Here is a 25,089-nt window from a genome sequence, read left to right on the forward strand (position 1 = left end):
GCGGGACAACGGTGCGCACTCGGCCCAATCTCGCTCAATTCAGTCCCACTCAATTCAGTCCCGCTCAATTCGGACCAGCTCACTTCACATCGGCGTACACGTCGAAATCGGGCACCACCAGCCCGACGGACTCTTTGCCGCGCCACAGGCGCTGGTAGGTGTCCCACTCCTGCACGTCGGTCGTCCACGAGGCGTACACCGCAATCCCTCGGAAATGCCCCGGAATCTCATCGAGCCGAGCCAAGCCTTGCTTCACGCCGCGAATCCCGTGCTCGATATTCTCGACGTGCGGCCGATGATACGGCTCGTCATCCTCGTAGGCGGGCACACCCATGAGCACCTCACAACCGCCCTGCTCGGGCGCAGGCAGCGTCTGCAGCAGATCTTTGGTCCACTTGGCCATCAGCCCCTCGTATTTGGCGGGCTCGGTCAGGGCGGTGTCGTAGCCCATGACCACCAGCTCGTCGGCGACCATGCAGACCTCTTTGGTGAACGCGAGCGTCCAGTGCACGTCGGGGAACGGGTGGAGGGGTGTCGTCGGTGGGTAGGCCGCGATCGACAACGTCTTGTCGTCGCCCATCGCCGCCTTCACCTCACGCAACAGGTCGAGGTAGCCGGGCTCGTGGGAGGGGAGCGGCTCGACGTTGATGTGGATGCCATCGGCGCCCAGCTCGGTGATCTTGGCGACGTGGCCCGAGTAGGCCTTGCGCTGCGCCGCGTCCGTGAGGCGTACGTCCTCATCGAGCACGCCGCCGCTCCACGGCATCACGTCGATATGCGGGGCGATACGCTGCATCTTCGACAAGAAGCGCCGCGCCCTGTCGGCTTCGTAGTGGCGAATCGTGCCGTCGTCTCGCCAGCCGGGCTTGCCCTGCTCGTCCATCGGACCCAGGAACGGATAGACCCGCCGAATGCCGAGCTCGTCGAGCGCCTCGACGAGGCGCGCCGGATCGAGCTCGGCCCCGCCGTGCAGCCAATGGCGCCGCAGCCACACTCCATTGTCGTTGACGTCGAATTCACGCGCGACTTCGCCCGACTCGTCGCTCGTGCCTGCGTCCGCCACGGCCGTGGCCTCGACGTCCGCCCAGCGCGACTCCTCGCGTATCGCGTCTTCTTTGGCTTCGAAGTCTCGAATCAGCCCAAAATAGACCGCCACCGCGCCCACCACGCCCAGCGCGACGACCACTCCGACGATCTTTGCCGTTTTGCCACCAACCATCTGCCTTCTCCTCGAGCAAGGGTTCCGACTCCTCCTACGTCAACAACCCTATGGAGCAGATGTGCAGCCATGGAGATGGCCATGTGTAAAGAATGTGCAATTCCAAGCACGTCGCGGCAAACGACTACCCGCCCGCCACCACGTTGACCGGCTCGCCGGCACAAAACGCGTCGATATTCTCGACGGTGGTGTCGAGGATGCGCTGGATCGCCTCTTTGGTGTTGAACGCGCTGTGGGGTGTGATGATGACGTTGCGCATGCGAAGCAAATCCTCGTCAGAAATGTTCTGAACTTCTCGAGAGTACGGATTTCCAGCCTGTCCCGTAGACAAAACCTGCACCGGCAAGCTCTTGCAATACACTTGTGTAAAACCGCCCTAATGCCCGAATTCTTCGTTTATAAAACTCAATTGCCCTTTCCTGCACTACTTGAGGGTCTCCCACTCTGTCTCTGGCAACCTTTTTGACTACTTTGATCATCGGATCGGCGTCTCCAACCCAAAACCCTCCGACACACATCATTCGCCAGTAAAGAGGAATCAGCTGAGGATTGCTCTCCAACATTTGTTCAAACGAGGAAAGAACATAGACTTCAACGTTTTCTAACAGATTCCGTGTTCTCTCCCCTACACACTCCGCGGCGGCGTTCACACGTTGATAAACAGCCTTGAAATCTCTCGCACACTGAAGGGATGGATCTGTTACAAACACCCATGCATCGACATCACTAGGCCCGACATCAACATATTTCGTCACGTAATTCCGCTCGCAATCCTTATCCAACGAGAGACTTTGAAGTGAGGTCGTGTCAGAAACCACTGATCCAAAGAAACAAACTGCCTCAATACATTTCTGATTTTCCAGCAACCAACCGTGAAACTGCATCAAAGCGCCTTTTGTCGGCTGAGGCATTTCACGAACAATGCCAAAATCTGGCCGTAAGATCCCTTCCAAATCCTTCTGAACGTTTTCATTCACTGGATTTGATGAAAAAGTTCGTCTGCGAAGCTCATCTTCTACCAGCTCTGCAAGTTTTCGTTGAGAAATCAAATCTTAGCTCCTCGGCTGAGTGAAGCCGCGCGTAGAAAAGACTGACTCATCCTTATTCTGGTAAACTTCACCTCGAGGCCCGATCCATACAAAACCGAAACGATCACGCACATCAGCGTCGAACTCGTCGTACTGCACAACAAGTTGATATTCGACATTTCCTGCATCAAATGACCGTATTGAAGGATCATCAGAGGGCTCGCTTTCAGTATACTGCTCCAGAAACTCAACTGTCGCCTGAAGGTTCTTTAGATACGCAACCGAGTCTTTTTCAGGGCCTAGTAGTGTCAAGAAGCGGACAGTACTAAACGAGAATTCCTCTAAGAAACGTACATATCTCAAGACGGACCATTGCTTGCGAGGTTGAATGATGATGTTCGCTCGAAAAGTTCGGTCATCCCATTCGTTAACTACTCGCAACTGCTCCGTCACCTTTTCAAAAACGCTCGCAGGCATCTGTGTGTACTGCGCAAACTCATCTGCGCGTGTGCCGTAGATACTCACTGTAATCGGGACCTCTGGAGCAAGATCGGCAGCCTTATGACGCAGAAGCAAGCCATTCGTTGTAAGAGAAGTCGGCGCAATTTCTGTGAACGCAGATACAACCTCGTCAATATGCGGATGCATCAGCGGTTCGCCTCCCGTCACTTTTATTGATTGGATCGGTTCGCCTAACCTCGCGAATGCATCTACCAGAGTTTCTTTATCAGCAAAATACGTCCCTCGGTTAGGATATCCCTCATTGAAGCACCTCTTGCAGCGAAGATTGCATGCGTCAGTGACCAGGACACGGACTGTCTTGAGCAGTGGTACCTTTTGTGGCTCCATTACGGTTCCCGAGTTACTATTTGGAAGAACGAGTTACTTTTCGAAAAACAGGCGAACCTCGTCGGAAGTTGACTGGTCCAGCAAGACCTCGAAGCCAGCGTTTATGAAGGTTTCAGTGACAAAAGCGCGCTGATGAAAGAAATAGTGAGTATAGGAATCCGTTTCAGCAATTCGTCGGTACTGGTAACCGGTACCAGAAAACGCCTGAAAATAGAGAACTGCTCCGGAAGCTGTTAGCATGTAGAGTTTGTGAGATAATTCTCGGAGTTGCTCGCGGTCGAGATGAAAAATGACGCCTCTGCACCAGATGCCATCCAGCAACTGCCAAGGACACGCTGCGTCAACACTTAGAATATCTCCCTGTTTTAGATGTTTTTGCCCGTATATCTCTCGCCCGAGAGCGATGGCCTCCTCACAAATGTCAATCCCAGCGGCCTTAAAGCCCAGTTCGCTAAAGAAGGCTACGTCCCTCCCAAAACCGCAACCTAAATCGAGGATGCACCCCTCTTTCCGACAGAACCGTGCGAAACGTAGCAACCTGTCTTGAAACACTTCATTTCTCCAAGCCCACTTTTCGACGAGTTCGTGATAGACCTCCCCATAAGCTTCCGCGATCTGTTTACGAATTGAACCACTAAGCCCTGGTAGCACCGATTTTCGCTCTCTTAGACGCTAATCATTTTCCCAAAAATGGTCGGAAAAACGTTTACTGCAAACTGCACATTGCGAGCCATCAAGCTCTTCCTCTGGGCCTCCACTGTCTTCAACGAGTCTGAAATACCAGTCCATTTTCCGTCGCTTTGGATTTGACGAGATGCGACTTTGCACAACCTTCTGCAATTGACTCAAGCGGCTTTCGAGCCCTTCATCGTCCTCAAACCTCTCTTGGTTATAGACAGGCAGATAGGGCAACTCATCATGAGCAAACAGATGACCATCACCAAAACACTTATATTCAGGATAAATACTTTCACAAAGGCGCACAGTTGCCATCAATGCATCTACTAGAATTCCTTCCATTCGCTCGAAAGACTTCGCGTACTCCTCTGTAACTTGCTGCTCAGCGTAACGAATCCTAGAACTCCCCAAAGCCGTCTTAACACAAATCAGCCCCCACCCGACAAAGAAATACAGAACATTCATAACCACAACGGCGGCGGCAACCAGAAACAACAAGTCGATGTTAGCTTGCCCCAAGGTTTTCTCCAGCTTATCTCCACCAAGCAAAACTGCAGTAGCTAAAGACAAGATAGCCGTAGTCACAACCAAACCTAGCTTGCCAGTCAAGCCATGGAGTCCTGAGCTCAGAGGAATAGAGTCCACGAGGGTCAGCATCTCATCCTTGAGATCACTGATGAACTGATCCTTCGGTAAGATCCGTCGCTTATACTCCTGCTTTTCTACAGCGAATGCTCGGAGAGCACTACCTATAACAGGCTGAAGGTTTTGCAAGTATAGCAACGCTCGATGATCGTCAGCGTAACGGTCGTAAAGATCCCGAAAGTAATCTTTAAGAAAGAACTCACCTAGCTGTTGCTGCCTTTCATTACCAGAGGAGAAAGAAGTCGACGCAAATATCAAATCAAGAACATTATTCGGATCGACTGGCGGAATGTTTTTTAGCGCTGCGTCACTTGAGTCGTCAGTGGAATCCATCAGATATTTCTAGGTTTACGATCCGGCCAAGGAAGTGGATACAACTCAACAATCGTACTCTCGACCGACACCTCCCGCTCCCGAAGAGTCAGCACCACCACGTTCAGCCCTGACTGGCGAGCATTCTCAAAGATCAGCTGTCGGCACAAACCGCAGGGGGTCGCCAAGGTTTCAGGATCATCTGAGGCAATTGCAATGGCCTTGATAAGAGGCTCACCATGCAATGCACAATGAACGAGCGCAGCGTGTTCAGCGTGTAGGCTTAAACTGTGAGTTGAAGAGAAGAAGCTACCTGCAGAAAAAATATTGTCGTTCAAGGTCAATACTGCAGCCCCATAACTGGCACCGCGAGCAGCACGGTTCTGCAGCTTACGAGCCTCGTTGGCTGAGTCAATTAGCTCGCGCCTTCGTGGTATCGGTATTTGCGGAACTTCTTTGAACTTCATTCGAACCTCCCTCAAGTAACGCGAACTACCGCTAAACTGAAAGCCCAAGTGCATTTCAGGTTAACCTGTTCCTCTCGTTCATCAAATAAACTCGGGAGAAACGGCAGAGCGAGAATATCATTCGTGAAAGGCGCCGCAAGCACTCGTCTTGAGAACGAGAAAAAACCTCGCCTGGATATCGTCCATTCGTCTTTCGAAACCACGATCTGTCCTGCTGGTGGCTACGGTTGAGGTGACCAAACTCCGCGTGCATCCAGGCTAGATGAGAACGCACGTTAGCCACAGGTTAGGGTCGCACCGTATACTCTGCAACCCGCCGCAATGAGCCTCCCAAATATGTATTTGAGCTGCGAGGGCTAACAGTTCAAACGAAAGGGAAAGTAAATACCAGTGCGTCCGCAATGCTCATTCTGGTCTTCGTTTGAACATCGAGCACACTACAGCAACATAGAAACAGGCTTCCGTCGTCGCTTATAGAGCAAGAGCAACTACCCGTCGCGGCGCACGACTACCCGCCCGCCACCACGTTGACCGGCTCGCCGGCACAAAACGCGTCGATATTCTCGACGGTGGTGTCGAGGATGCGCTGGATCGCCTCTTTGGTGTTGAACGCGCTGTGGGGTGTGATGATGACGTTGCGCATGCGCAGGAGCACGTGGTCGGCCAAGATCGTCTCCAGGTCGTGCTTCTCGCGGAACATGCGGTGCAGAAGCTGGGCCTCCTCGCGCACCGTCGGCTCCTCGGGGATGACGTCGAGCCCGGCAGCGGCGACCTTGCCCTCCGACAGCGCAAATAACAGCGCCTGCACGTCGATCACCGCGCCTCGGGCGGTGTTAATAATGACCACCCCGTCCTTCATCTTCTCGAACTCTTCCTCGCCCAGAAGCCCGCGGGTGTGCTCGTTGAGCGGCACGTGCAGCGAGATGACGTCGGATTGGGCCAGCAGCTCGTCGAAGTCGACGTATTCGAACCCGAACTTCTCCTCGAGCGCCTCGTCGGGGGCGACGTCGTAGGCGACGACGTTCATGTTGAAGCCACGGGCGATCTCGATGGTGCACAGGCCGATATCGCCGGTGCCCACAATCCCCAGGGTCTTTCCGCGCAGGTCGAAGCCGCGCAGCCCCTGCTGGGAGAAGTCGCCGCGACGCGTGCGGTCGGTCGCCTCGATCATGCGGTGACTCAGCGCCAACAGCAGCGCGAAGACGTGCTCGGCCACCGTGTTGGTGCCGTAGGTCGGCACGTTACTCACCGTGATACCGCGCTCCTCGCACACCTGGGTGTCGACGTGGTCGAAGCCCGTCGAGCGCGTGGCCACGAGCTTCAGGTTCTCGAGCTTGTCGAGCACCTTCGCGCTCAGGTCCGAGTAGATGAACACCGACACCACGTCGGCGTCCTTGTACTCGTCGACGTTGTCCGCGGTCAGCGGCTTGTCGGTATGCGTGATCTCGTGCTCGTCGGCGAGGGCCTCGAAGGTCTCGCGCTCCCACGATTCGGTTTCGAAGACGCAGATTTTCATGGGGGGTGGTGGGGGGTTTAGGGGTTTGGGGGTCTAGGGGTTTAGGGATTCACCACGGGGGGCACGGGGAGCACGGTGAGAAGCTTTTTATGCCTTTCCCCGTGTCCCCGTGCTCCCCGTGGTGAACTCTGTGAACTCTCTCTCAGACGCGGAAATGTTGCGCACCCGTGCCCCGATTACAAACGCCGTCGCCAAATCAACCCGAGGAGCCCGACGGCCAGCGCCAGCGCCACGCCGGCGGGGGTGCCGACCGGGCGGCTGACGGTGCGACAGCCGCAGCCTTCGGGCGAGCCGCTGCGCAGGTGGCTGCCGTCGCCGGCGTCGCCAGCGTCGGGTTGGCCGGCGTCGGCGTCGCCTGTACCGGCGTCGCCCTCGCCTGCGTCCTCGTCACACGCATCGCCCGTGCCGTCTTCGTCGGCGTCGGCCTGGTCGGGGTTGGCGACCAGCGGGCAGTTGTCGGTGTCGTCGCCGACGCCGTCGTCGTCATCGTCGTGGTCGGTGCAGTCGGGCTCGCCGTCGCCGTCGGTGTCGTCGAACTCGTCGACGAAGTCGCCGTCGCAGTCCTGGTCGATGTGGTCGCAGCTCTCCTCGGCGCCCGGATAGACGCCGGCGTTCTGCGGCTGGCAATCGTCGACGTCGTCGACCCCGTCGTTGTCGGTGTCGATGCCCGCGCACTCGGGGATGCCGTCGCCGTTGTCGTCGTCGAACTCGTCGACCAGGTCGCCGTCGCAGTCGCTGTCCTTCTCGTCGCAGTACTCGCGGCTGCCGTTGAAGATCTTCGGGTCGAGCGGCGCGCAGTCGGTCTCGTTGGGGTCGCCGTCGTCGTCGAGGTCGGGGTCGGTGCAGTCGGGAGTGCCGTCGTTGTCGAAGTCGTCGAACTCGTCGACGAGGCTGCCGTCGCAGTCTTGGTCGACGTCGTCGCACATCTCGTCGGCGCCGTGGTGGATCGTCGGGTCGAGCGGCTCGCAGTCGTTGTCGTTCAGGTCGCCGTCGTTGTCCCAGTCGTCGTCGCACACGTCACCCAGTCCGTCGCCGTCGCCGTCGTCCTGCGCGGTGTTGGCGTCGTCGGGGCAGTTGTCCACGTCGCCGCAGACGGTGTCCGCGTCGATGTCGTTGTCGGCGTCGTCGGGGCAGATATCGCACACGTCGCCCTCGCCGTCCGAGTCGGTGTCGACCTGGTTGGCGTTGGCCGTCGTCGGGCAGTTGTCCACGTCGCCGCACACCGTGTCGCTGTCGGCGTCGTTGTCGGCGTCGTTCGGGCACGCGTCACACACGTCGCCCATGCCGTCGCTGTCCGCATCGGCCTGGTTGGTATTGGCCGTCGTCGGGCAGTTGTCCACGTCGCCGCACACCGTGTCGCCGTCGAGGTCGTTGTTCGGGTCGTTCACACAGGGATCGCACGCATCGCCCATCCCGTCGCCGTCCGTATCGGTCTGACTCGAGTTGGCCGCCGTCGGGCAGTTGTCGATATCGCCGCACACCCCGTCGCCGTCGGCGTCGTTCTGCGGGTCGTTCGGGCACGTGTCGCACGCATCGCCGATGCCGTCGCCGTCGACGTCGTACTGCGCCTGGTTGGGCGTGTTGATGCAGTTGTCCGACGGGTCGCAAATGCCGTCGTTGTCCGCGTCGTTGTTGACCGCCCCGGCGCACAGATCACACAGGTCGCCCACCCCGTCGCCGTCACTGTCGGTCTGGTTCGGGTTGGCCGTCGACGGGCAGTTGTCCGGCGGCGAGCAGACCCCGTCACCGTCGGCGTCGTTGTAGGCGTCGTTGGGGCACGTATCGCAGGCATCGCCGATATTGTCCGAGTCGCTGTCGACCTGATTCGCGTTGGCCGTGCTCGGGCAATTGTCGACGTCGCCGCACACGCCGTCGCCGTCGATATCGTCGTCCGGGTCGTTCGGGCACACGTCGCACACGTCACCGGCGCCGTCGCCATCGCTGTCGGTCTGCGCGCTATTCGACGTCGTCGGGCAGTTGTCGGTGGGCATGCAGACGCCATCGCCGTCGGCGTCGTTCTCCGAGGTCGCCGGGCACACGTCACACACATCGCCCAACCCGTCGCCATCGCCGTCGGTCTGCGAGGCGTTCGCCGTGCTCGCACAGTTGTCGCACGTGTCGCCCACGCCATCACCATCGCCGTCGGTCTGCGAGGCGTTCGCCGTGCTCGCGCAGTTGTCGCACGCGTCGCCTACGCCATCACCATCGCCGTCGGTCTGCGAGGCGTTGGCCACGCTCGCGCAGTTGTCCTGCGGGTCGCAGACCCCGTCGCCGTCGCTATCGGTGTCCGTCGCGTCGAGCGGGCACACGTCACACGCATCGCCCGCGCCGTCGCCGTCGCTGTCGAGCTGCGACGCATTCGCCGTCACCGGGCAGTTGTCGGGCGGGTCGCACACCCCGTCGCCGTCGGCGTCGTTATTCGCATCGCTCGGGCACGCATCACACGCATCGCCCAGCCCGTCACCGTCGCCGTCGGTCTGCGAGCTATTCGCCGTCGCCGGGCAGTTGTCCTGCGGGTCGCACACGGTGTCCGAGTCCGTGTCCGTGTCGGTCGCGTCGAGCGGGCACACATCGCACGCATCGCCCGTTCCGTCGCCGTCGCTGTCCGTCTGCGACGCGTTCGCCGTCGCTGGGCAATTGTCGACGTCGCCGCATACCCCGTCGCCGTCGCTGTCGTCGTTCGGATCGTTCGGGCACACGTCACACGCATCACCCGCGCCGTCGCCGTCGCTGTCCGTCTGCGAGCTATTCGCCGTCGCCGGACAGTTGTCCGACGGGTCGCACACCGTGTCCGAGTCGCTGTCGGTGTCGGTCGCGTCGTTCGGGCAGATATCGCAGGCGTCGCCAAAGCCGTCGCCGTCGCTGTCGACTTGGGTCGGGTTCGGCGTCAGCGGGCAGTTGTCGTCGTTGTCGAAGACGCCGTCGCCGTCCTGGTCGCGACGAATGATCACGTCGGCCGCAGTCACGCTGCCGGCCGCGCCGCCCTCGGCGGGCTTGGTCCACGAGGCGGTATTCGACATGACCGACTCGTCGACCACCGTGTCGATGACCACGTCGAAGCTGACCTGCACGCTGCTCGCAGGGGGCACGAGCACGTCGTTGATCCGAAGCTGATTCGCCGTCGAGGCGTCGGTGCCGCCGCCCGCCGAGACGAGCGACCAGCTGGCGGCCTCAGCGGGGATATCGTCGATAACGTCGACGGTCGCTTCCTCGTTGCCGTCGTTGGTCAGCTCGATCGTGTAGCGCACCGTCTCACCCGGGTTGACCTCCCCGTCGCCGTTGCCGTCGGAGAGCAGCCAGGTCTTCGTCGAGTTGCGCGTCAGGATGGGATCGTACTGGTCGATGCCGACCACGTTGACCGTCAGCCACACCTTGTCGCCGCCGCTCGAGTAGGTCACGTCGATGGAGGTGTCGCCCGAGGCGAGCGCCGGGGTGATGTCGAACTGGTCGATGTCCACGCCGACCGCGTTCACCGTCGGGGAGGTCGTGTTGATGGTGCCGTTGTAGACGTTGTCGGCCGGGTTGTCCGCGTCGCTGAGCACGTGGGTGCCGCCACCGCCGACCACCTCGATCCCCTCGTAGAACCCGGAGTACGAGCCGCTATGCGACTCCCCCTCCAGAGCGTAGAAGGTCAGGTCACCCGAGGGCGTCGAGTCGACGTCGAATCCCGACAAGGTCAGGGTCTGCTCGCCGCCGCGCAGCGTGTTGATGCCGTCGTAGAGCACGACGCGACGAGGATCGAGGCGCTCTTCGGAGTACACCAGCACCAGCGACGTCGAGGCGTTGTCGGTCGAGCCGTTGCTCCACACGCCCTGGAACCCGTCGACGGTGTACGTCCCCGCCATCGCGGTGCCGTCGGCGAGCATGTCGGCGGTCACCTCGGCGCGGCACACGTGCATGTCGTAGCTGCCCGAGCCGCCCCCGGCGCAGTGACACACGTCGGCCTGCACTGAAACGACCGTGCCCGACGGCAGCGTCAACGACAACGTATCGTCCGGCGAGCCGGTGCACTCACCGCCCGACGGCTCGTTCTCTTTGCCGCCCCAATATATATAGGCTGCCTCGAGTTGGGCGTTCGACGCGATGCTCGCGTCCGAGGCGAGGTCGCTGCTCGCCACATCGAACGACGCCGGCTGGTTCGACGCGTCGACCTCCCCGTCTCCGTCGGTGTCTTTGGCCAGGTTGATCCCGGTCATGAAGAAGTCGACCGAGCCGTCCCAGGCATTCAGCTGCGCCATGGGCACATCGGCCGCGGCCGCCGCCGGCCAAAGCAGCACCGTGGCGGCAAAGAGCCACTTTAGAATCGTATTCTGGCGGATACAGCGAGACGCAGCATTATCAATCTTCATCGGGAATATCCCATCATCGAGATCATCTATCGATGTCTGGGAGGTTAGCCCCTTCTGTCCCGCTTGTGAATGGTGCGCGTGAAACGCCTCGATGACACGCGCGTGACCTTCACGCAGATTGTCGGCCCCAAGCCGTCGCACACCCCGCCCGAGCCGTATTCTCGCCGCCTGCCTTCAGCGCGAAGGCATCCCCGCCCTCGCCGTTCATCTCACTCGCTGCACGCATCGCCGACACTATCGCCGTCGGCGTCGTGCTGCGCCGGGTTGGCCAGCGCGGGGCAATTGTCGCACGCGTCACCCACGCCATCGCCGTCCGTGTCTCGCTGATCGCTATTGTCCGCGGCGATGCAGTTGTCACACGCATCGCCCACCCCGTCTTGGTCGGCGTCATTCTGCCCCGCGTTGCCAAGCTGCGGGCAATTGTCCTGCGGATCGCACACCCCGTCCTCATCGCTATCCTGCTCACTCAGATCCAACGGACATTTGTCACACGCATCACCCTGCCCGTCGCCCTCCGAGTCCGTCTGGTCGGGGTTCGGCGTGTCCGGACAGTTGTCGACCGGCGCACACACCCCGTCACCGTCGAAGTCGTTCTCGGCGTCGTGGGGACACACGTCACACGCATCACCCAGCCCGTCGCCGTCGCTGTCGACCTGCGCGGCGTTGGGGGTGTTGGGGCAATTGTCGGAGGGATCACACAGCGAGTCGTGGTCGGTGTCGGTATCCGTCGGGTCGGCCGGACACCGATCGCACGCGTCGCCGAGGCCGTCACCGTCGGCGTCGCGTTGCTGCGGGTTGGAAAGCTGCGGGCAATTGTCGTCAGTGTCGTAGACCTTGTCGCGGTCGAGATCTCGACGAATGACCACGTCTCCCGCCGCCAACCGACCGCCCTCGCCCGCCGCCCCGGACATCTGCCAGGCGACGACCCCACGCATCACCGTGGCGTCGGGCACCGCGCCGACAACCACGTCGAAGGAGATCACCACACTCGTCCCGCCCGGAACCTCCACGCCACGCACATCCAACTCGGCGGCGTCCGAGACGTCGGCTCCGCCCGCCGCCTCGACCAACGACCAACTCTTCGCCGGCGCCGGAATCGCCCCGATCACGTCGACCGACGCCGCCCCCTCGCCCTCGTTGCGAAGCTCGACGCGAAAACGCACCGTCTCCCCCGGGTTGACCTCCCCGTCCCCGTTATCCTCCCCGTGAAACCAAGTCACCTTCGAGCTGCTCGACAGCCTCGGACTCGCCTCGCGCGCCTCCGACACCCCCGCCGCCGCCAACGCCGGCGACAACACCATCGCCGCCACCAACAGCCCTCTCGTCCACCTCTGGCAAGTGCGATCGTCGACCCGATTCTCTGCGCGGTACATCGAGATTTCCTGTGTGTTATCAGCAACCTAACACATAGACTAACGCACCATCGACACCACGCAAGAAAACGAACACGGAATTGAGGATCGACGGTCGTACCGCTACCGAAGGCCCCCGCGGGCTTGTCCTCATCCTTCCCCACAAATCTGAAGTCGTTTTGATAAGCGGAGGCGCAAGCCGAAGCGCCACCCCTCGTAGCGTAGCGGAGAGGGGTCTCTTTAGCCCCATGTGACCGAAGGGAACGTGGGGGAAGGGGCTACGCAGCTAACCCTGACGGTCGCCCCACCCACCATCCGCGCATCCTGAATCATCCCCCTCTATCCGCGCCCAATTCGCCTATCATCACCCCATCCGCGCTCAGCGCCATCAGCGCCATCCGCGCCATCCGCGCCATCCGCGCCATCAGCGCTCAGCGCCATCAGCGCCATCCCCCCCGAGAACCCCACCACGCCCCGATCTGCAAGAAAGTACGCAACAAATCCGCAAATCCCGCGATAACCATAATGAGGGCCCTCGACGCGTCGTCTCACCCAGCGCCGCGTCGACGATCGGCTCTCACCGGATGCGCACCCGACGACGAAATGACACCCGGCCTGGCCCACGCCTCTAGCCGAGCCCGCCCCGAAAAGGCGGTCGAAGCGAGGCGGGCGGAGGCAGCGCCCGGGTACGTCTTGGCTGGTCAATGGGCGGGGGTCCGCGGGACCCAGGGGGAGGGAGCTATTCTGCTACTCTGTTCAAACTCGCAAGTCGCGCGCGCGAGAATTTCGCGCGTTTGAGGGACGAGGCGGGGGCGGGCGCGTTTCTAGCTGACAGGCTCATTCACCGGCGGCGCAAGGCACGCCGGGGTCTGGTCGACTGGCGACCAACAGGGCTAGCTGACAGGCTCATTCACCGGCGGCGCAAGGCACGCCGGGGTCTGGTCGACTGGCGACCAACAGGGCTAGCTGACAGGCTCATTCACCGGCGGGATGAACCCGCCGGGGTCCTCAATGCCTCATCGCCCCACCGCCATCGGCTCCGCCTCACCCTCGGCGCGGCGTAGCGTGAACATCGTGAGCTCGGGCATGCAGTTGACGCGTATGGGAAGCAGGCTCATGCCGATGCCCCGGTTGACGTAGAGTCGGTTGCCCTCCTCGCCGAAGTCTTCGACCCAGCCGTCGACGTGCACGTCGCCGTCTTTGGCGAAGGTTTGGTAGCTGAAGTCGGGGAGCCACGGCAGTCGGATTTGGCCGCCGTGGGTGTGGCCGGCGACGGCCAAGGGGGCCGTGCGGGCGGGGAAGCGGGCGTAGGAGTCGGGGTTGTGCATCATCGCGATGCGTGGCGCGCCTCGCGGAAGGTCGTCGAGCGCCCCTTCGACGTCGTCGTTCTTGGCGTAGTGCGAGCCCACGCCGACCAAGTAGAGCAGCTCGTCGGGCCCGTTGGCGGGGGCGTTGGTGGGCGGGCGCAGCGGCACCGCCTCGTTGAACAGCACGGTGACCCCGGCGCGGCGCAGCGTGCGCGTGACGGTCCGGGCGAGCTCGCGGTCGAGCTTCGAGTCGGGCTTTTCGGCCGCGTAGTCGTGGTTGCCCAGCACTGCGTAGGTGGGGATGCCCGAGTCGACCAGCGGTCGCAACACTTCGCTCACCTTGCCGAACTGCTCGACGCGGTCTTCCTCGTCGCCGCGGTGATAGACGAAATCGCCGGTGAGCATCACCGCCGCCGGGCGCTCCTCGATGATCACTTCGGCGGCGTCCTCGGCGGTGTCCGGGTTGTCGAGCCACATGCCGATCTGCCAGTCGGAGAGCTGCGCGACCCGCTGGCCGTCCCAGGCACGCGGCAAGTCGACGATGGCGACCTCCTCGTTCTCGACGGCTAGATAACGCGGCTCGATCAGCCCCCACGCGAGCACGAAGCCGAGGAAAATGAGCAGGCCGACGCCTGCGTATTTGAAGAACTGTTTCACGACTCGCCCCTTGCACAAGGCATCACTACAGGGTCGACAGCGAACTACCTCGAACAATGTAGACACGGCACCGGCACCGATAACCGGGGCGAGCAGCAGGCTCATGATCTCGATCATAGCGCGCGCGGCCAGCTGAGGTACTGATGGACAGACACGTCGCGCTTCTTCGGTGCCCGTGCATCCCTGCTCTCGCACACGAGGGCAAGATGCCCCCGCACCGAGGTTGTTCGGTGCCCGTGCATCCCTGCTCTCGCACACGAGGGCAAGATGCCCCCGCACCGAAAACCGGCGCCTCATAGTTTGTACGTCTTGTTTCGTTTCGAGGAATGACTGCGATGTCCCACATGCCCGCCGTCGACACGCCCGACCACGCCCCGCTCGAGTACACCCCGCAGGTGGCCGAGGCGACCGATCATATCTACCCGAAGGTGCGCCATCTGGTGACCGAGGCCGAGTGGCAGCTGTACGCCCCGCTCATCGACGCGATCGACCGCCTCAAACGCGAGCGCAACGCCTGCGTGCTCGCCCACAACTACCAGGCCCCCGAGATCTTCTACGGCATCAGCGACTACGTGGGCGACTCGCTCGGGCTCGCCCGCCAGGCGGCCCAGTCGACGGCCGATGTCATCGTCATGTGCGGGGTGCACTTCATGGCCGAGACCGCCAAGCTGCTCAACCCCGAGCGCACCGTGCTCATCCCCGACACCGAGGCGGGCTGCTCGCTGGCCGAGTCGATCACCCCGGCCGACATCCGCGAGCTTCGCCGCCAACACCCCGGCATGCCCGTGGTCACCTACGTGAACACCTCCGCGGCGGTCAAAGCCGAGTGCGATATCTGCTGCACCTCGTCGAACGCCGTCGAGATCGTCGAGTCCCTCGACAGCGACCGGGTCATCTTCCTGCCCGACGGCCACCTGGCCCGCTACGTCGCCTCCCACACCGACGTCGAGATCATCAGCTGGCGCGGCGTCTGCATCGTCCACGACGAGTTCCGGGTGAGCGACATGCGCGCGCTTCGTCGCCAACACCCGGGCATCCGCGTGGCCGTGCACCCCGAGTGCAAAGAGGAGGTCCAACACGAGGCCGACGTCGTCGGCTCGACCTCGCAACTGCAGGGCTATATCGACGCCGAGCGCCCCGAAAAGATCGCCCTGATCACCGAGTGCACGATGAGCGGCAACCTGAGCTCGCAATTCCCCGACACCGAGTTCATCCAGCCCTGCTCGCTGTGCCCGTACATGAAAAAGATCACGCTCGCGAAGGTCTACGAGTCGCTGCGCACCCTCGAGCCGACCGTCGAGATCCCCGACGCCATCGCCCAAGGCGCCCGCGCCGCCCTCGCCCGCATGCTCGCCGTCTAGGAGGCTCCATGACCGACCATATCCACATCACCGACCTCCTCGTCCTCGGCGCCGGCCTCGCCGGCATGCAGGCCGCGCTGCATGCGCCCGAGCACCGCGTCACGCTGGTCACCGCCGCCAAGGTCGGCCGTGGCGGGGCGAGCCCGTGGGCCAAAGGCGGCGTCGCCGTGCCCATCGCCGACGACGACCACCCCAGCCTGCACGCCTACGACACGCTGACGGCCGGCGCCGGGCTGTGTCACCACGGCGCGGTGCAGTTGGCGACCGAAGAGGGCTGCCAACGCCTGCGCGGACTCGTCGAGCTGGGCGTGGAGTTCGACCGCGCGAGCGGGGGAGAGCTCGCCTTGGGCCGCGAGGCCGCCCACTCGCAGCGGCGCATCGTGCGCGCCGACGGCGACGGCACCGGCCGCGCGATCTGCAAGACGGTCGGCCGCTGCTTGGAGCGCGCCTCGCACGTCACGCTTCGCCAAGAATGCCGCGCCGTCTCACTCATCGTCGACGACGGCCGCGTCGTCGGCGCCTGGCTCGCCCACGCCGACGGCCGCCTCGAGGCGGTCCTGGCGGGCGCGACGGTGCTGGCGACCGGCGGCCTCGGCCAACTCTACGCGCGCACCTCCAACCCCATCGAGGCCCGCGGCGATGGCCTCGCCCTGGCCCTGCGCGCCGGCGCGCGCCTGGTCGACCTCGAGTTCGTCCAGTTCCACCCTACCGCGCTTGCTCCCGAACAAACCGAGTTGACTGCGGACCAAGGCCCCTTGCCCCTGCTCACCGAGGCGATCCGCGGCGAAGGCGCCCTGCTGGTCGACGAAGACGGCCGGCGCTTCATGACCGACGAGCACGAACTCGCCGAGCTCGCCCCGCGCGACGTCGTCTCGCGGGCCATCTGGCGCTACTGCCGAAACGGCCGCCTCGTCTACCTCGACGCCACGGGCATCGACGACTTCGCCACCCGCTTCCCCGGCGCCCACGCCGACTGCACCGCCCTCGGCCTCGATCCGAGCCGCGACCTGCTGCCGGTCACGCCCGCGGCGCACTATCATATGGGCGGCGTGGCGGTCGATCTCGACGGGCGCACCTCGGTCGACGGGCTGTGGGCCTGCGGCGAGGTCGCCTCGACAGGGCTGCACGGGGCGAACCGCCTGGCGAGCAACTCGCTGTTGGAGGCGCTCGTCTTCGGCGCCCGCGCCGGACGCTCGGCCGCGCGCGAGCTGAGCCGCACCGACCGCCCGTTGCGCCCGTTGCCCGACCTCGCCGCGACCGCTCCGGCGCACACCGACGCAGTCGACGACGAGCTCCTCGCGCGCGTCCAAGAGATCATGTGCCTGCACGTCGGCCTGCTTCGCAGCGCCACCGGCCTCGAACACGCCCTCGACGCCCTCGACGACCTCGCCGCGACCTGCCCGCCGGGAAGCAGCGCCGAAGGGGTCGTCTCCATCGCAAGCCTCATCACCATCGCCGCGCTGCGCCGCTGCGAGAGCCGCGGGGCGCATTTCCGCCTCGAATACCCCGACCGACGCGAGGTCTGGCGCCGACGGATGGTGTTCTCGGGCACGGGCGTGGGCTTCGAAGCCGTCGACGCCGACCGACGACTCGACCTCGACACAAGTCGCGCGCGGAGGTTGCCGTTTTGAACCACGACATCGCCATCATCGGCGCCGGCGTCGCCGGCCTGGCCACCGGCTGGCGGCTCGCCCAGCGCGGCTTCGACGTGGGCATCTTCGAGCGCGACGAGCCCGGCTCGGGCGCCAGCCGCGCGGCCGCCGGCATGCTCGCCCCGACCGCCGAGGTCAAGTTCGGCGAAGGCGCGCTGCTGCGCCTGCAACGCGACAGCCTCGCCCGCTTTGGCGACTTCGCCGACGAGCTGCGCGAGGCCTCCGGCGTCGACATCGACTACCGCACCGAGGGCTCGCTGGTCGTCGCCCTCGAGCCCGACGACACCGAGCGCCTCGAGCGCATCTGGGCCTACCAACGCGAACTCGGCCTCGACGCCCGACGCCTGAGCGGCCCGGCCGCCCGCGACCTCGAGCCGCGCCTGGCCCCCTCGGTCCACAGCGCCGTGCTCTGCCCCGACGACCACCAGGTCGACGCCTGGAAGCTCGTCGACGCCCTCACCGAGGCGTTCACCCGCGCCGGCGGCACCCTGCACACCCACACCTCGGTCGACGCCATCGCCCGCGACCACCGCCGCGTGCGCGGCCTGCGCCTGGCCGACACCCGCTGCGTCGAGGCGAGCACCGTCGTGGTGGCCGCCGGCGCCTGGAGCGGCGGCATCTTGGGCGTCCCCGAGCTCGACAAGCCCACCGTACGCCCGGTCAAGGGCCAGGCGCTCTGTTTGGTAGATAACGACGACGCCCCCCTCTGCCGCCACGTCATCCGCGCCCCCGACGCCTACCTCGTGCCCAAAAACGACGGCAGCATCGTCGTCGGCGCCACCATGGAAGAGCGCGGCTTCGACGCGCGCCTGACCGCCGGCGGCATCTTCGAGCTCCTACGCGGCGCCTGGCGCGCGATGCCCGGCATCTACGACCTCGAGCTGCGCGACACCTGGGCGGGCTTCCGCCCCATCAGCCTCGACGACGCCCCGCTGCTCGGCCCCTCCAAAATCGACGGGCTGTGGATCGCCTCCGGACACGGCCGCCACGGCATCCTGCTCAGCGCCATCACCGGCGACGTCATGAGCGAGGCGATCGCCGCCGGCGAGTTGCCCGCGAGGTATGCCGCGTTCGCTCCGACGCGCTTTGGGTGACCGTCGAGGGGTTCTTGTCGTGTTCTGAAAACTCGCCGAGAAGCCCTCGACACCTTCGCAACGTGTTTTGAACACACTCGAATCAACCCTCGACACCTGATTCTGTTAATCGAACGTGCTCGAACGAGCTCTCGAGGGCTTCTTTTCATGTTCTGAAAACTCGCCGAGAAGCCCTCGACACCTTCTTTGATTGCTCGAACGCTCCCAAACAAGCCCTCGACACCTTCGTTCGGTGCACTGAAAGCCCCCCGAGAGGCCCTCGAGGGCTTCTTTTCGTATTTTGAAAGCATGCCAAGAAGACCTCGACACCTTTGTCGAAGCCATCAGAGCACGGTTTCGCCCCCTCGATACCCGCCTCGACGCGACCAGAGCGTCTACTCGACCTCTCGAGGGCTCGAGATAGCGCGTTGACACACCGGATCGACCGATACAGGATAGGGGCCTAACCCAACGAGATGTACGACCGGGGAGGCACCTTCGACGGAGGTGCTTCAAAGAGACGGAGAGCGAGCCCGCGCGCGAAGGCGTGCCTGCGGGTCAACCACACCTGTAACGAGGGAGTCACAGTATGTCTTTATTGTCACTAACAGTCCCGACCATGCTGACCGCCAGCGCCCCGTGGACCGATCCGAACCGCGATCGACCCGTGCTGGAGTCGTATCCGGAGTTGTCTGGCCACCTGATCATGCTCGACCGTGCCCGTCAGGGTCTGATCGACACGCAGATTACCGACGGCGAAATCACCGAGGAGATCAAAGACCTCACCGCCGCGATTGCACGCCACGACGCCACTCACGACCGCAAGACGCGGGCCGTCTACGGCTCGATGACCGCCCTGGCCGAACGCGCCGACGACCCCGCCGAGCGGAACGCGTGGCTGACGCGACGCGACACGCTCTTCCCGAACGCGCTCGAGATCAACTCGACCTCGTTCATGGACGAGGCCGGCAACGTCACCCAGGTACGCGCCCGCATCACCCCGGAACTGCGCACCGCCCTCGAGGAGACGGTCATCGCCGGTGAACCCCTCAGCGACACGGTCGACGCCTGGCTCGCCGCCGGCGACGCACTGGGCGAGGCGGTCACTGAGCGCTCGCGCCTCAACCAGGTGCAGGATCGCGCTCAGATCAGCGCAGCCGACGTGCAGCAGGCACGCTTCTTCTGGATCAACGCCGTCGACGGCTTCGTGAAGTTCCTCGACCTCGTCGACATGGACGACGAGACGCGCACCAAGCTGCTCAGCCCCCTCGAGGAGGCCATCGCGGCCGCCAAGGCGGGCGAGGCGCCCGACGACGAGGAGGTCGTCATCGATGACGATGGAGTCGATGAGGGCGAGGACGTCGTCATCGAAGAGCCCGTGTAGGGCTTGGGTAGGTTCGGTCGTGCAGTTGGGGAGCCCCGGTGAGAGCCGGGGCTTTTTTTGGTTTTTTTGAGGGCCTCTCCCTCGATCCCTCTCCTTCCCTTCGCTTCGCTACGGGTGGAGAGGGGGGCCTCTCCTCGGTCCTCTCCTTCCCTCCACTTCGTTACGGGCGGAGAGGAAGATGTCGTTCAATCGATCTCTGTACAAGGTGCGATGTTGCTTCATCGATCTCTGTACCAGGTGCGTACTGGCAACATCTTCCTCCCCTGCGCGAAGCACAGCGGAGCGTAGGGGAGGACCGAGGAGGGGACTCCTCCTCCGCAAGCGAAGCGAAGTGGAGGAGGACCGAGGAGGAGGCCGCCTTCAAGCCCCAAACGCCTTCACCCTCGGCCACAAATGCACCGCAAAACACACCGCCGCCCCCGCCTGCAACGCAAACGCGACTGTCGCCGCCACGCCGTACAGCGCAAACCCCGCCCCCATCAACGTCCCGACGTTGACCAACACGATCGCCGCGATCGCCAGGGCGTCGTTGCCGCGGCTCGTGCCGCCGCGGAACTTTGGCAAGATCCAGTAGCCCACGCCGATGACGAGTTGGACCGTCCAGCCGAAAAGCATCGTGTGGAAGTGGGCGGTGAGCCAGCGGTCGAAGTGCGGCAGGAAGGGGTAGCCTTTGTGGGCGAGCATGAGGGCGCCGGCGGTCAGGCCGAGGCCGAGGTGGATGAGGGCGAGGCGGATGGCCCAGTAGGAGATGGAGGGCATCATGTGGCCTCCTTCTTGCTGTCCTCGTTACTTCTGCTCTTCTTCTTGCGTCGCTTGCGCTTTTTGACTTTGACGCGCCCCCAGATATTGACCGTGAAGGCCATCCCGCCGATCCATTGCAAGGCGGCGGAGACGACGAGGAGTGCGCTCATCGTCGGCTGCCAGCCCGTGTCGAGCCACATCTGGCCGGGCTCGGCGACCAGGCGCAAGAGCAGGCCGAGGTTGAGGGTGACGAGCGCGGTCCACGACAGCCATTCGCGGCCGCGGGGCTGCTCTTTGGTCCACTTGGGGAAGAGCCACAGAGCCACGCCGATGATGATCTGGGTGAGCCAGCCGACGACGAAGAGGTGCAGGTAGGTGGGGAGCAGGACCGCGCCCCAGGCGCTCCCCGCCCACGCCATCGCCACGCCGCTGGCGAGCGCGGCGACGAAGTAGATCAGCCCGAACTTCAAGAAGAGTCTGCTGACCGTGGGCATATTGGCTTCCGATTCGAGTCCTGTGGGATTCGGCGATGGTCTTGCGTGCTTTGGCGGTGGCCTTGCAGATAAGTAACGCCCGCTACATGGGGCGCGCTGGACTACGCGCGATAAGGACATGAGGGCTGCGAGTCGCAACGTGCTCATTATTTGAGGCGGTACAAAGCAGGCTTCGCCAACCCGCACGCCGCACAAGGGCAACCCCTATGTCCTTAACGCCCGCAGTTCAGGGCGCCCCATGTAGCTGGCGCCACTCCCCTGCAAGGCCATTACAACAGCGCGCGCCACGGTCCCGCAAGGCCATCACGAAGAGAGAATGCCCTCGCTCCGTACCACGCATTCATTCGACGATGAATCCCTCGGTGTTCTCGTACAGCACCACCCGGCTGCGGCCGGCGTCGAAGTCGAGGGTGTCGCTCCATTCGTGGGTCCACTGCTCGGGTTGGGCGGAGTTGCCGAGGCGGACGGTGACGTGGTGCTCGCCGGGGGTGACCGCGAGGCGCTCGGTGCCGATGCCGGGGCCGTCCGACGACAGGCCGTGGGCTTCGTAGACGTGCTCGCCGACCTGCTCGCCGTCGAGCCAGATGCCGACGCGTACGTCGGGGCGGCTGCGCTCGCAGATCTTGCCGTCGGCCGCCTGCATGTGGCGCATGGTCGTCGACTTCTCCTCGGCGGAGATGTCGCGGCAGTTTTCGACCGCGTCGGGGCGGTGCTTGACCGAGACGACGAGCTGGGGCTCGGTGTTCGTGGGCACCAGGGAGGGCGCGTCGCTCGCGGCGACCACGATGGCGGAGAGTAGAGCCGCGACGAGCACGCCGCCGACGTATTTTTTGGCGGGCGAGTAGCCCTTCTCCTTCTCGTCGATGACGCCGTCGCGAAGCCTCTTGGCCGTGTCGATGAACGCGGCCTTCTGGGTGCGGTTGTAGGTGACGAATCGCACGCCGGAGGTGTCGATCTCTTTGCTGTGAAGCTTTTCGCGACGGAAATAGGGCTGGCGCTCGCCGGCGAGGCGCTTTTTGGTCCACTTGATCCCCTCGCGGTAGTACGGGTCGCTCGAGCCGCAGCCGGCGACGAGCACGGCCTCGGCGCCGCGGCGGATGGCGCGCTCGATGGTCAGCGCGTGCACCCAGCCGGCGCAGGGCACCGGGATGACGCGCCAGCCGGGCAGCTCGGGGCAGCGGCCCTGGGCGTCGACGGCGAAGTCGGCGGCGGCCGAGTTCGAGCATAAAAAGGCGATGAACGGGCGCTCCTCGCGCTCGAGCGTCTCGTCGATCCAGGCGTCGACGGTCTTGCGTTTGTCTTGGACGGGCATCTGCGGCAGGCCGATGCCGCCGGGGTTGCACGCCCCGGCGCAGATGCCGCAGCCGACGCATTTGGCCGGGTCGAGCTCGGCCTGGATTTCGTAGCGCGGGTGGCCGTCTTTGCGCGGCACCATCACGATGGCGTCGTAGGGGCAGTCCTCGACACAACGCGCGCAGCCGTTGCAGCGGTTGGTGTCGATGACCGCCTTTTGCGGGGTCTGGCGGGTCATCCACCAGGGGATGGCGACCGCCGGGAGCGTGAGCCCGAAGCCGAGCGCGATGATCGCGCCGCCCGACAGCCGCTCGGTGAGGCTCATCGGCAGCAGGTACCACCAGTCGGCGCTGAACGCCTCGGGCTGCACGGCCATCTGGGCCTGCTCGGCGCTCGTGGCGGGGATGAGGACGGAGACGAGCAGGAGCACGCCCACCAGCCACAGCGTCATCGGCCGCGAGGTGAGGAATTTGGCCCGGCTCATCCGGCTGATGTGCATCCACAGGGCCACGCCCATCGCCAGCGGCAAGAGCATGTGGAAGAAGAAGACCATGAAGAAGAGGCCCGTGCTCACACCCGCGTCGGTCAGAAACGAGCGCGACAGGGGCTCGGTGAAGATCGGGAAGACCTCGAGCACCTTGGCGGTGCCCACGGCCAGCGTCTGGGCGCGCACGTCCCACACCAGCCAGTAGCCGAGCCAGCCGACGAACCACAGCAGGCCCACCAGCACGACGCCGGTGACCCACGGCAGCCACCGCGCCCCGTTGAACCGGCGCGCGGCGAACATGCGCAGCGCGTGGACGATGACGAAGAACATCGTCGCGTCCGAGCTGTACCGGTGCAGGCTGCGCATGAACTCGCCCAAGAAGCCCATCTGCTCGAGCGACGCCCACGCCTTGTGGACGCTGGGCACGTACCAGAACAAGAGCAGCACCCCCGAGACCAACGCCACGATAAAGCTCATGTTGGCGAGCGCCCCGGTCTGCCCCAACGGGTTGAGCCGCGCGGGGACGAGGCGCTCGACGGCGCGGTCGGCGTACAGGAAGAGGCGCTCGAAGCCTCGAAGCGCGCCCTCACCGCGCACGGGCGGTTCGGGTTGGGCGTCTTGGATTTTGAGGGGTGTTTCCATGGTCGTGACTTCCCTGGCCTTCGCCTCGCGCAAACGTCGCGGATCGTCCGCCCTTCAATGCTAATTTCTTCAATAGCGGGCGCCTCGATTCCTGAAGGCCTTCTATTGACGTGAAACTACTATTTACGGGCGGACGATTCGCCGCGTTTGCGCGTATCGGCGTTTGTTGCTTGCTGGGCCTTCGCCTCGCGCAAACGTCGCGGATCGTCCGCCCTTCAATGCTAATTTCTTCAATAGCGGGCGCCTCGATTGCTGAAGGCCTGCTATTGACGTGAAACTACTATTTATGGGCGGACGATTCGCCGCGTTTGCGCGTATCGGCGGTTGCTGCTTGGAGTTCCGTTTTTTCGTTCACGAGCGTCCTCACCGCCGTGCTCAGCCACGTGTCGTGGCGGTCGCCGAGGGTGAGCCGGTAGGCGATCTTGCCGTCGCGGTCGATGACGGCGAACAGGTTCGAGTGCTCGATGACGCCGGTGTCGGGGTTGGTGCGCCGCGAGACGCTCATCTCGTCGAGCACGCGGTTGACCTCGTCGGGCTCGCCGGTGACCAGGCGCCACTCGGGGGCTTCGACCTGGTGGGCGACGGCGGCCTCGGCGAGGCGCTCGGGGGTGTCGTTTTCGGGGTCGAGGGTCACGGCGACGACGGTGACGTCCTCGCGCTGCGCCTCGGTCAGCGAGTTGAGCGCGCGCCGGGCCTGCACCATGATCGTCGGGCAGGCGGTGTGGCAGCTCGCGTAGATCGCGGTCAAGAGCACGACCTCGCCTTTGAAGTCGTCGAGGCTCACCCGCTCGCCGGTCTGGTCGGTCAGCTCGAAGGTCGGCGGGGTGAGCTCGGTGCGCAGGCGCTCGGCGGGGAACGGAAGCTGGGTCGCCTCGACCTTCGAGGGCCCCAGCATCACGAAGCTCGCGCCCATCGAGCCGGCGACGACCAGCGCGACGCCCACGGTGCTGATCATCGCCCACTTGCGCCGCTGCAACGCCCGCCCGATGGGCTGCGCCCACACAATCGCCACGAACGCGGCGAGGATGAGCGGGTTGAGCAGCATCACGGCCACGTAGCCCCACTCGAAGCTGCCGGTGGCCGGGTCGTAGCCGAAGCACCACGTCTTGAAGTCGGTGGCGAAGGCGCCCAGGCCGGTCTCGGAGGTGGGGATGAGCAGGATGGCCGTCAGGATGAGCGTCATGAAGACGCACAGGGCGATGACGAAGGTGGCGAAGCGCCAGCCTGTGATGAATTGGGAGAGATTGGTGAAGATGGTCATGGTGTTTCTCCTTTGGGGCGTTTGGGTGTGCGAGGCCCCCCATCCGCCCTTCGCTTCGCTTCGGGCACCTTCCCCCGGGGGAAGGGATGCCTTAGCTCTTCTGAACCACGTAGCTTCTCGCAACATCTTCCTCTCCGCCCGTAGCGAAGCGAAGGGATGGAGAGGACCGAGGAGAGGCCTCCCTTTCCGCCCGTAGCGAAGCGAAGGGATGGAGAGGGACCGAGGGAGAGGCCTTCATTGCGTGCTTGCTTGCTTTGCATCCTTTGACTTCCTCCTCCTCGGTCCTCCTCCACTTCGCTTCGCTTCGCGGAGGAGGAGTCCC

At 63.8% G+C, this 25,089-nt stretch carries 19 protein-coding genes; 4 read left to right on the forward strand and 15 right to left on the reverse strand.

Features of this window, described 5'->3' with window-relative positions; all coding sequences use genetic code 11:
* Positions 1-79: 79 nt before the first annotated feature.
* The 11 genes from FIV42_RS30020 to FIV42_RS05255 form a co-directional block, all read right to left on the reverse strand.
* A complete protein-coding gene (locus FIV42_RS30020; RefSeq protein ID WP_168210427.1) occupies positions 80-1,219 on the reverse strand; it encodes a glycoside hydrolase family 18 protein in 1,140 nt (379 codons plus the stop codon).
* A 124-nt stretch (positions 1,220-1,343) separates the two neighbouring features.
* On the reverse strand, positions 1,344-1,478 hold the full coding sequence (locus FIV42_RS31080) for a hypothetical protein (RefSeq protein WP_281285789.1): 135 nt from the start codon (positions 1,476-1,478) through the stop codon (positions 1,344-1,346).
* Between the two features lie 16 nt (positions 1,479-1,494).
* Positions 1,495-2,268 (reverse strand): hypothetical protein, encoded by a 774-nt coding sequence (locus FIV42_RS05215; RefSeq protein WP_141196648.1) that lies wholly within the window; start codon positions 2,266-2,268, stop codon positions 1,495-1,497.
* A gap of 3 nt (positions 2,269-2,271) precedes the next feature.
* Complete coding sequence (locus tag FIV42_RS05220) at positions 2,272-3,096, reverse strand: radical SAM protein (protein WP_141196649.1); 825 nt, start codon at positions 3,094-3,096, stop codon at positions 2,272-2,274.
* A 33-nt stretch (positions 3,097-3,129) separates the two neighbouring features.
* Positions 3,130-3,747 carry a class I SAM-dependent methyltransferase gene (locus tag FIV42_RS05225; RefSeq protein ID WP_141196650.1) on the reverse strand — a complete coding sequence of 206 codons (618 nt, stop codon included), beginning with the start codon at positions 3,745-3,747 and terminating at the stop codon, positions 3,130-3,132.
* A 21-nt stretch (positions 3,748-3,768) separates the two neighbouring features.
* Positions 3,769-4,752 carry a hypothetical protein gene (locus FIV42_RS05230; RefSeq protein WP_141196651.1) on the reverse strand — a complete coding sequence of 328 codons (984 nt, stop codon included), beginning with the start codon at positions 4,750-4,752 and terminating at the stop codon, positions 3,769-3,771.
* Positions 4,752-5,198, reverse strand: coding sequence for a cytidine deaminase family protein (locus tag FIV42_RS05235; protein ID WP_168210429.1), 447 nt, complete (start codon positions 5,196-5,198; stop codon positions 4,752-4,754). Before FIV42_RS05235 ends, FIV42_RS05230 begins: the two co-directional genes overlap by 1 nt.
* Positions 5,199-5,706: 508 nt before the next feature.
* Positions 5,707-6,714: a hydroxyacid dehydrogenase gene (locus FIV42_RS05240; RefSeq protein WP_141196653.1), complete on the reverse strand. Its 1,008-nt coding sequence runs from the start codon at positions 6,712-6,714 to the stop codon at positions 5,707-5,709.
* Positions 6,715-6,890: 176 nt separating this feature from the next.
* Positions 6,891-11,063 carry a thrombospondin type 3 repeat-containing protein gene (locus FIV42_RS05245; RefSeq protein WP_141196654.1) on the reverse strand — a complete coding sequence of 1,391 codons (4,173 nt, stop codon included), beginning with the start codon at positions 11,061-11,063 and terminating at the stop codon, positions 6,891-6,893.
* 209 nt (positions 11,064-11,272) lie between these two features.
* Positions 11,273-12,436 (reverse strand): thrombospondin type 3 repeat-containing protein, encoded by a 1,164-nt coding sequence (locus tag FIV42_RS30650; RefSeq protein WP_222615380.1) that lies wholly within the window; start codon positions 12,434-12,436, stop codon positions 11,273-11,275.
* A 995-nt stretch (positions 12,437-13,431) separates the two neighbouring features.
* On the reverse strand, positions 13,432-14,379 hold the full coding sequence (locus FIV42_RS05255) for a metallophosphoesterase (RefSeq protein ID WP_222615381.1): 948 nt from the start codon (positions 14,377-14,379) through the stop codon (positions 13,432-13,434).
* 335 nt (positions 14,380-14,714) lie between these two features.
* On the opposite strand from FIV42_RS05255, the gene nadA reads away from it, so the two are divergent.
* The 4 genes from nadA to FIV42_RS05275 all read left to right on the forward strand — a co-directional run bounded on the left by nadA (position 14,715) and on the right by FIV42_RS05275 (position 19,849).
* Positions 14,715-15,740 carry a quinolinate synthase NadA gene (gene nadA / locus FIV42_RS05260; protein ID WP_141196655.1) on the forward strand — a complete coding sequence of 342 codons (1,026 nt, stop codon included), beginning with the start codon at positions 14,715-14,717 and terminating at the stop codon, positions 15,738-15,740.
* A gap of 8 nt (positions 15,741-15,748) precedes the next feature.
* Entirely contained in the window at positions 15,749-17,371 is a 1,623-nt protein-coding gene (locus tag FIV42_RS05265; RefSeq protein WP_141196656.1) for an L-aspartate oxidase, read from the forward strand.
* On the forward strand, positions 17,368-18,486 hold the full coding sequence (thiO, locus tag FIV42_RS05270; protein ID WP_168210430.1) for a glycine oxidase ThiO: 1,119 nt from the start codon (positions 17,368-17,370) through the stop codon (positions 18,484-18,486). Before FIV42_RS05265 ends, thiO begins: the two co-directional genes overlap by 4 nt.
* 568 nt (positions 18,487-19,054) lie before the next feature.
* Complete coding sequence (locus FIV42_RS05275) at positions 19,055-19,849, forward strand: hypothetical protein (RefSeq protein WP_141196658.1); 795 nt, start codon at positions 19,055-19,057, stop codon at positions 19,847-19,849.
* A gap of 360 nt (positions 19,850-20,209) precedes the next feature.
* Here the strand turns inward: FIV42_RS05275 and FIV42_RS05280 are convergent, their stop codons facing one another.
* From FIV42_RS05280 to FIV42_RS05295, 4 genes are all read right to left on the reverse strand, one after another.
* A complete protein-coding gene (locus tag FIV42_RS05280; RefSeq protein ID WP_141196659.1) occupies positions 20,210-20,608 on the reverse strand; it encodes a cbb3-type cytochrome c oxidase subunit I in 399 nt (132 codons plus the stop codon).
* Positions 20,608-21,084, reverse strand: coding sequence for a hypothetical protein (locus FIV42_RS05285; RefSeq protein WP_174769489.1), 477 nt, complete (start codon positions 21,082-21,084; stop codon positions 20,608-20,610). The genes FIV42_RS05280 and FIV42_RS05285 overlap by 1 nt, the downstream gene beginning before the upstream one ends.
* A gap of 340 nt (positions 21,085-21,424) precedes the next feature.
* Positions 21,425-23,506, reverse strand: coding sequence for a hydrogenase iron-sulfur subunit (locus tag FIV42_RS05290; protein ID WP_141196660.1), 2,082 nt, complete (start codon positions 23,504-23,506; stop codon positions 21,425-21,427).
* A 280-nt stretch (positions 23,507-23,786) separates the two neighbouring features.
* Positions 23,787-24,767 carry an SCO family protein gene (locus FIV42_RS05295; RefSeq protein ID WP_168210431.1) on the reverse strand — a complete coding sequence of 327 codons (981 nt, stop codon included), beginning with the start codon at positions 24,765-24,767 and terminating at the stop codon, positions 23,787-23,789.
* Positions 24,768-25,089 lie beyond the last annotated feature (322 nt).

This window comes from Persicimonas caeni (assembly GCF_006517175.1).
GTDB classification, from domain to species: domain Bacteria; phylum Myxococcota_A; class Bradymonadia; order Bradymonadales; family Bradymonadaceae; genus Persicimonas; species Persicimonas caeni.

Coding starts and splice junctions, on each gene's coding strand:
- FIV42_RS30020 (WP_168210427.1), bottom strand. CDS start 1,219: ATGGTTGGTGGCAAAACGGCAAAGATCGTCGGAGTGGTCGTCGCGCTG.
- nadA (WP_141196655.1), top strand. CDS start 14,715: ATGTCCCACATGCCCGCCGTCGACACGCCCGACCACGCCCCGCTCGAG.
- FIV42_RS05290 (WP_141196660.1), bottom strand. CDS start 23,506: ATGGAAACACCCCTCAAAATCCAAGACGCCCAACCCGAACCGCCCGTG.
- FIV42_RS31080 (WP_281285789.1), bottom strand. CDS start 1,478: ATGCGCAACGTCATCATCACACCCCACAGCGCGTTCAACACCAAAGAG.
- FIV42_RS05265 (WP_141196656.1), top strand. CDS start 15,749: ATGACCGACCATATCCACATCACCGACCTCCTCGTCCTCGGCGCCGGC.
- FIV42_RS05295 (WP_168210431.1), bottom strand. CDS start 24,767: ATGACCATCTTCACCAATCTCTCCCAATTCATCACAGGCTGGCGCTTC.
- FIV42_RS05230 (WP_141196651.1), bottom strand. CDS start 4,752: ATGGATTCCACTGACGACTCAAGTGACGCAGCGCTAAAAAACATTCCG.
- FIV42_RS05235 (WP_168210429.1), bottom strand. CDS start 5,198: ATGAAGTTCAAAGAAGTTCCGCAAATACCGATACCACGAAGGCGCGAG.
- FIV42_RS05285 (WP_174769489.1), bottom strand. CDS start 21,084: ATGCCCACGGTCAGCAGACTCTTCTTGAAGTTCGGGCTGATCTACTTC.
- FIV42_RS05220 (WP_141196649.1), bottom strand. CDS start 3,096: ATGGAGCCACAAAAGGTACCACTGCTCAAGACAGTCCGTGTCCTGGTC.
- FIV42_RS05245 (WP_141196654.1), bottom strand. CDS start 11,063: ATGAAGATTGATAATGCTGCGTCTCGCTGTATCCGCCAGAATACGATT.
- FIV42_RS05240 (WP_141196653.1), bottom strand. CDS start 6,714: ATGAAAATCTGCGTCTTCGAAACCGAATCGTGGGAGCGCGAGACCTTC.
- FIV42_RS30650 (WP_222615380.1), bottom strand. CDS start 12,436: ATGTACCGCGCAGAGAATCGGGTCGACGATCGCACTTGCCAGAGGTGG.
- FIV42_RS05280 (WP_141196659.1), bottom strand. CDS start 20,608: ATGCCCTCCATCTCCTACTGGGCCATCCGCCTCGCCCTCATCCACCTC.
- FIV42_RS05275 (WP_141196658.1), top strand. CDS start 19,055: ATGTCTTTATTGTCACTAACAGTCCCGACCATGCTGACCGCCAGCGCC.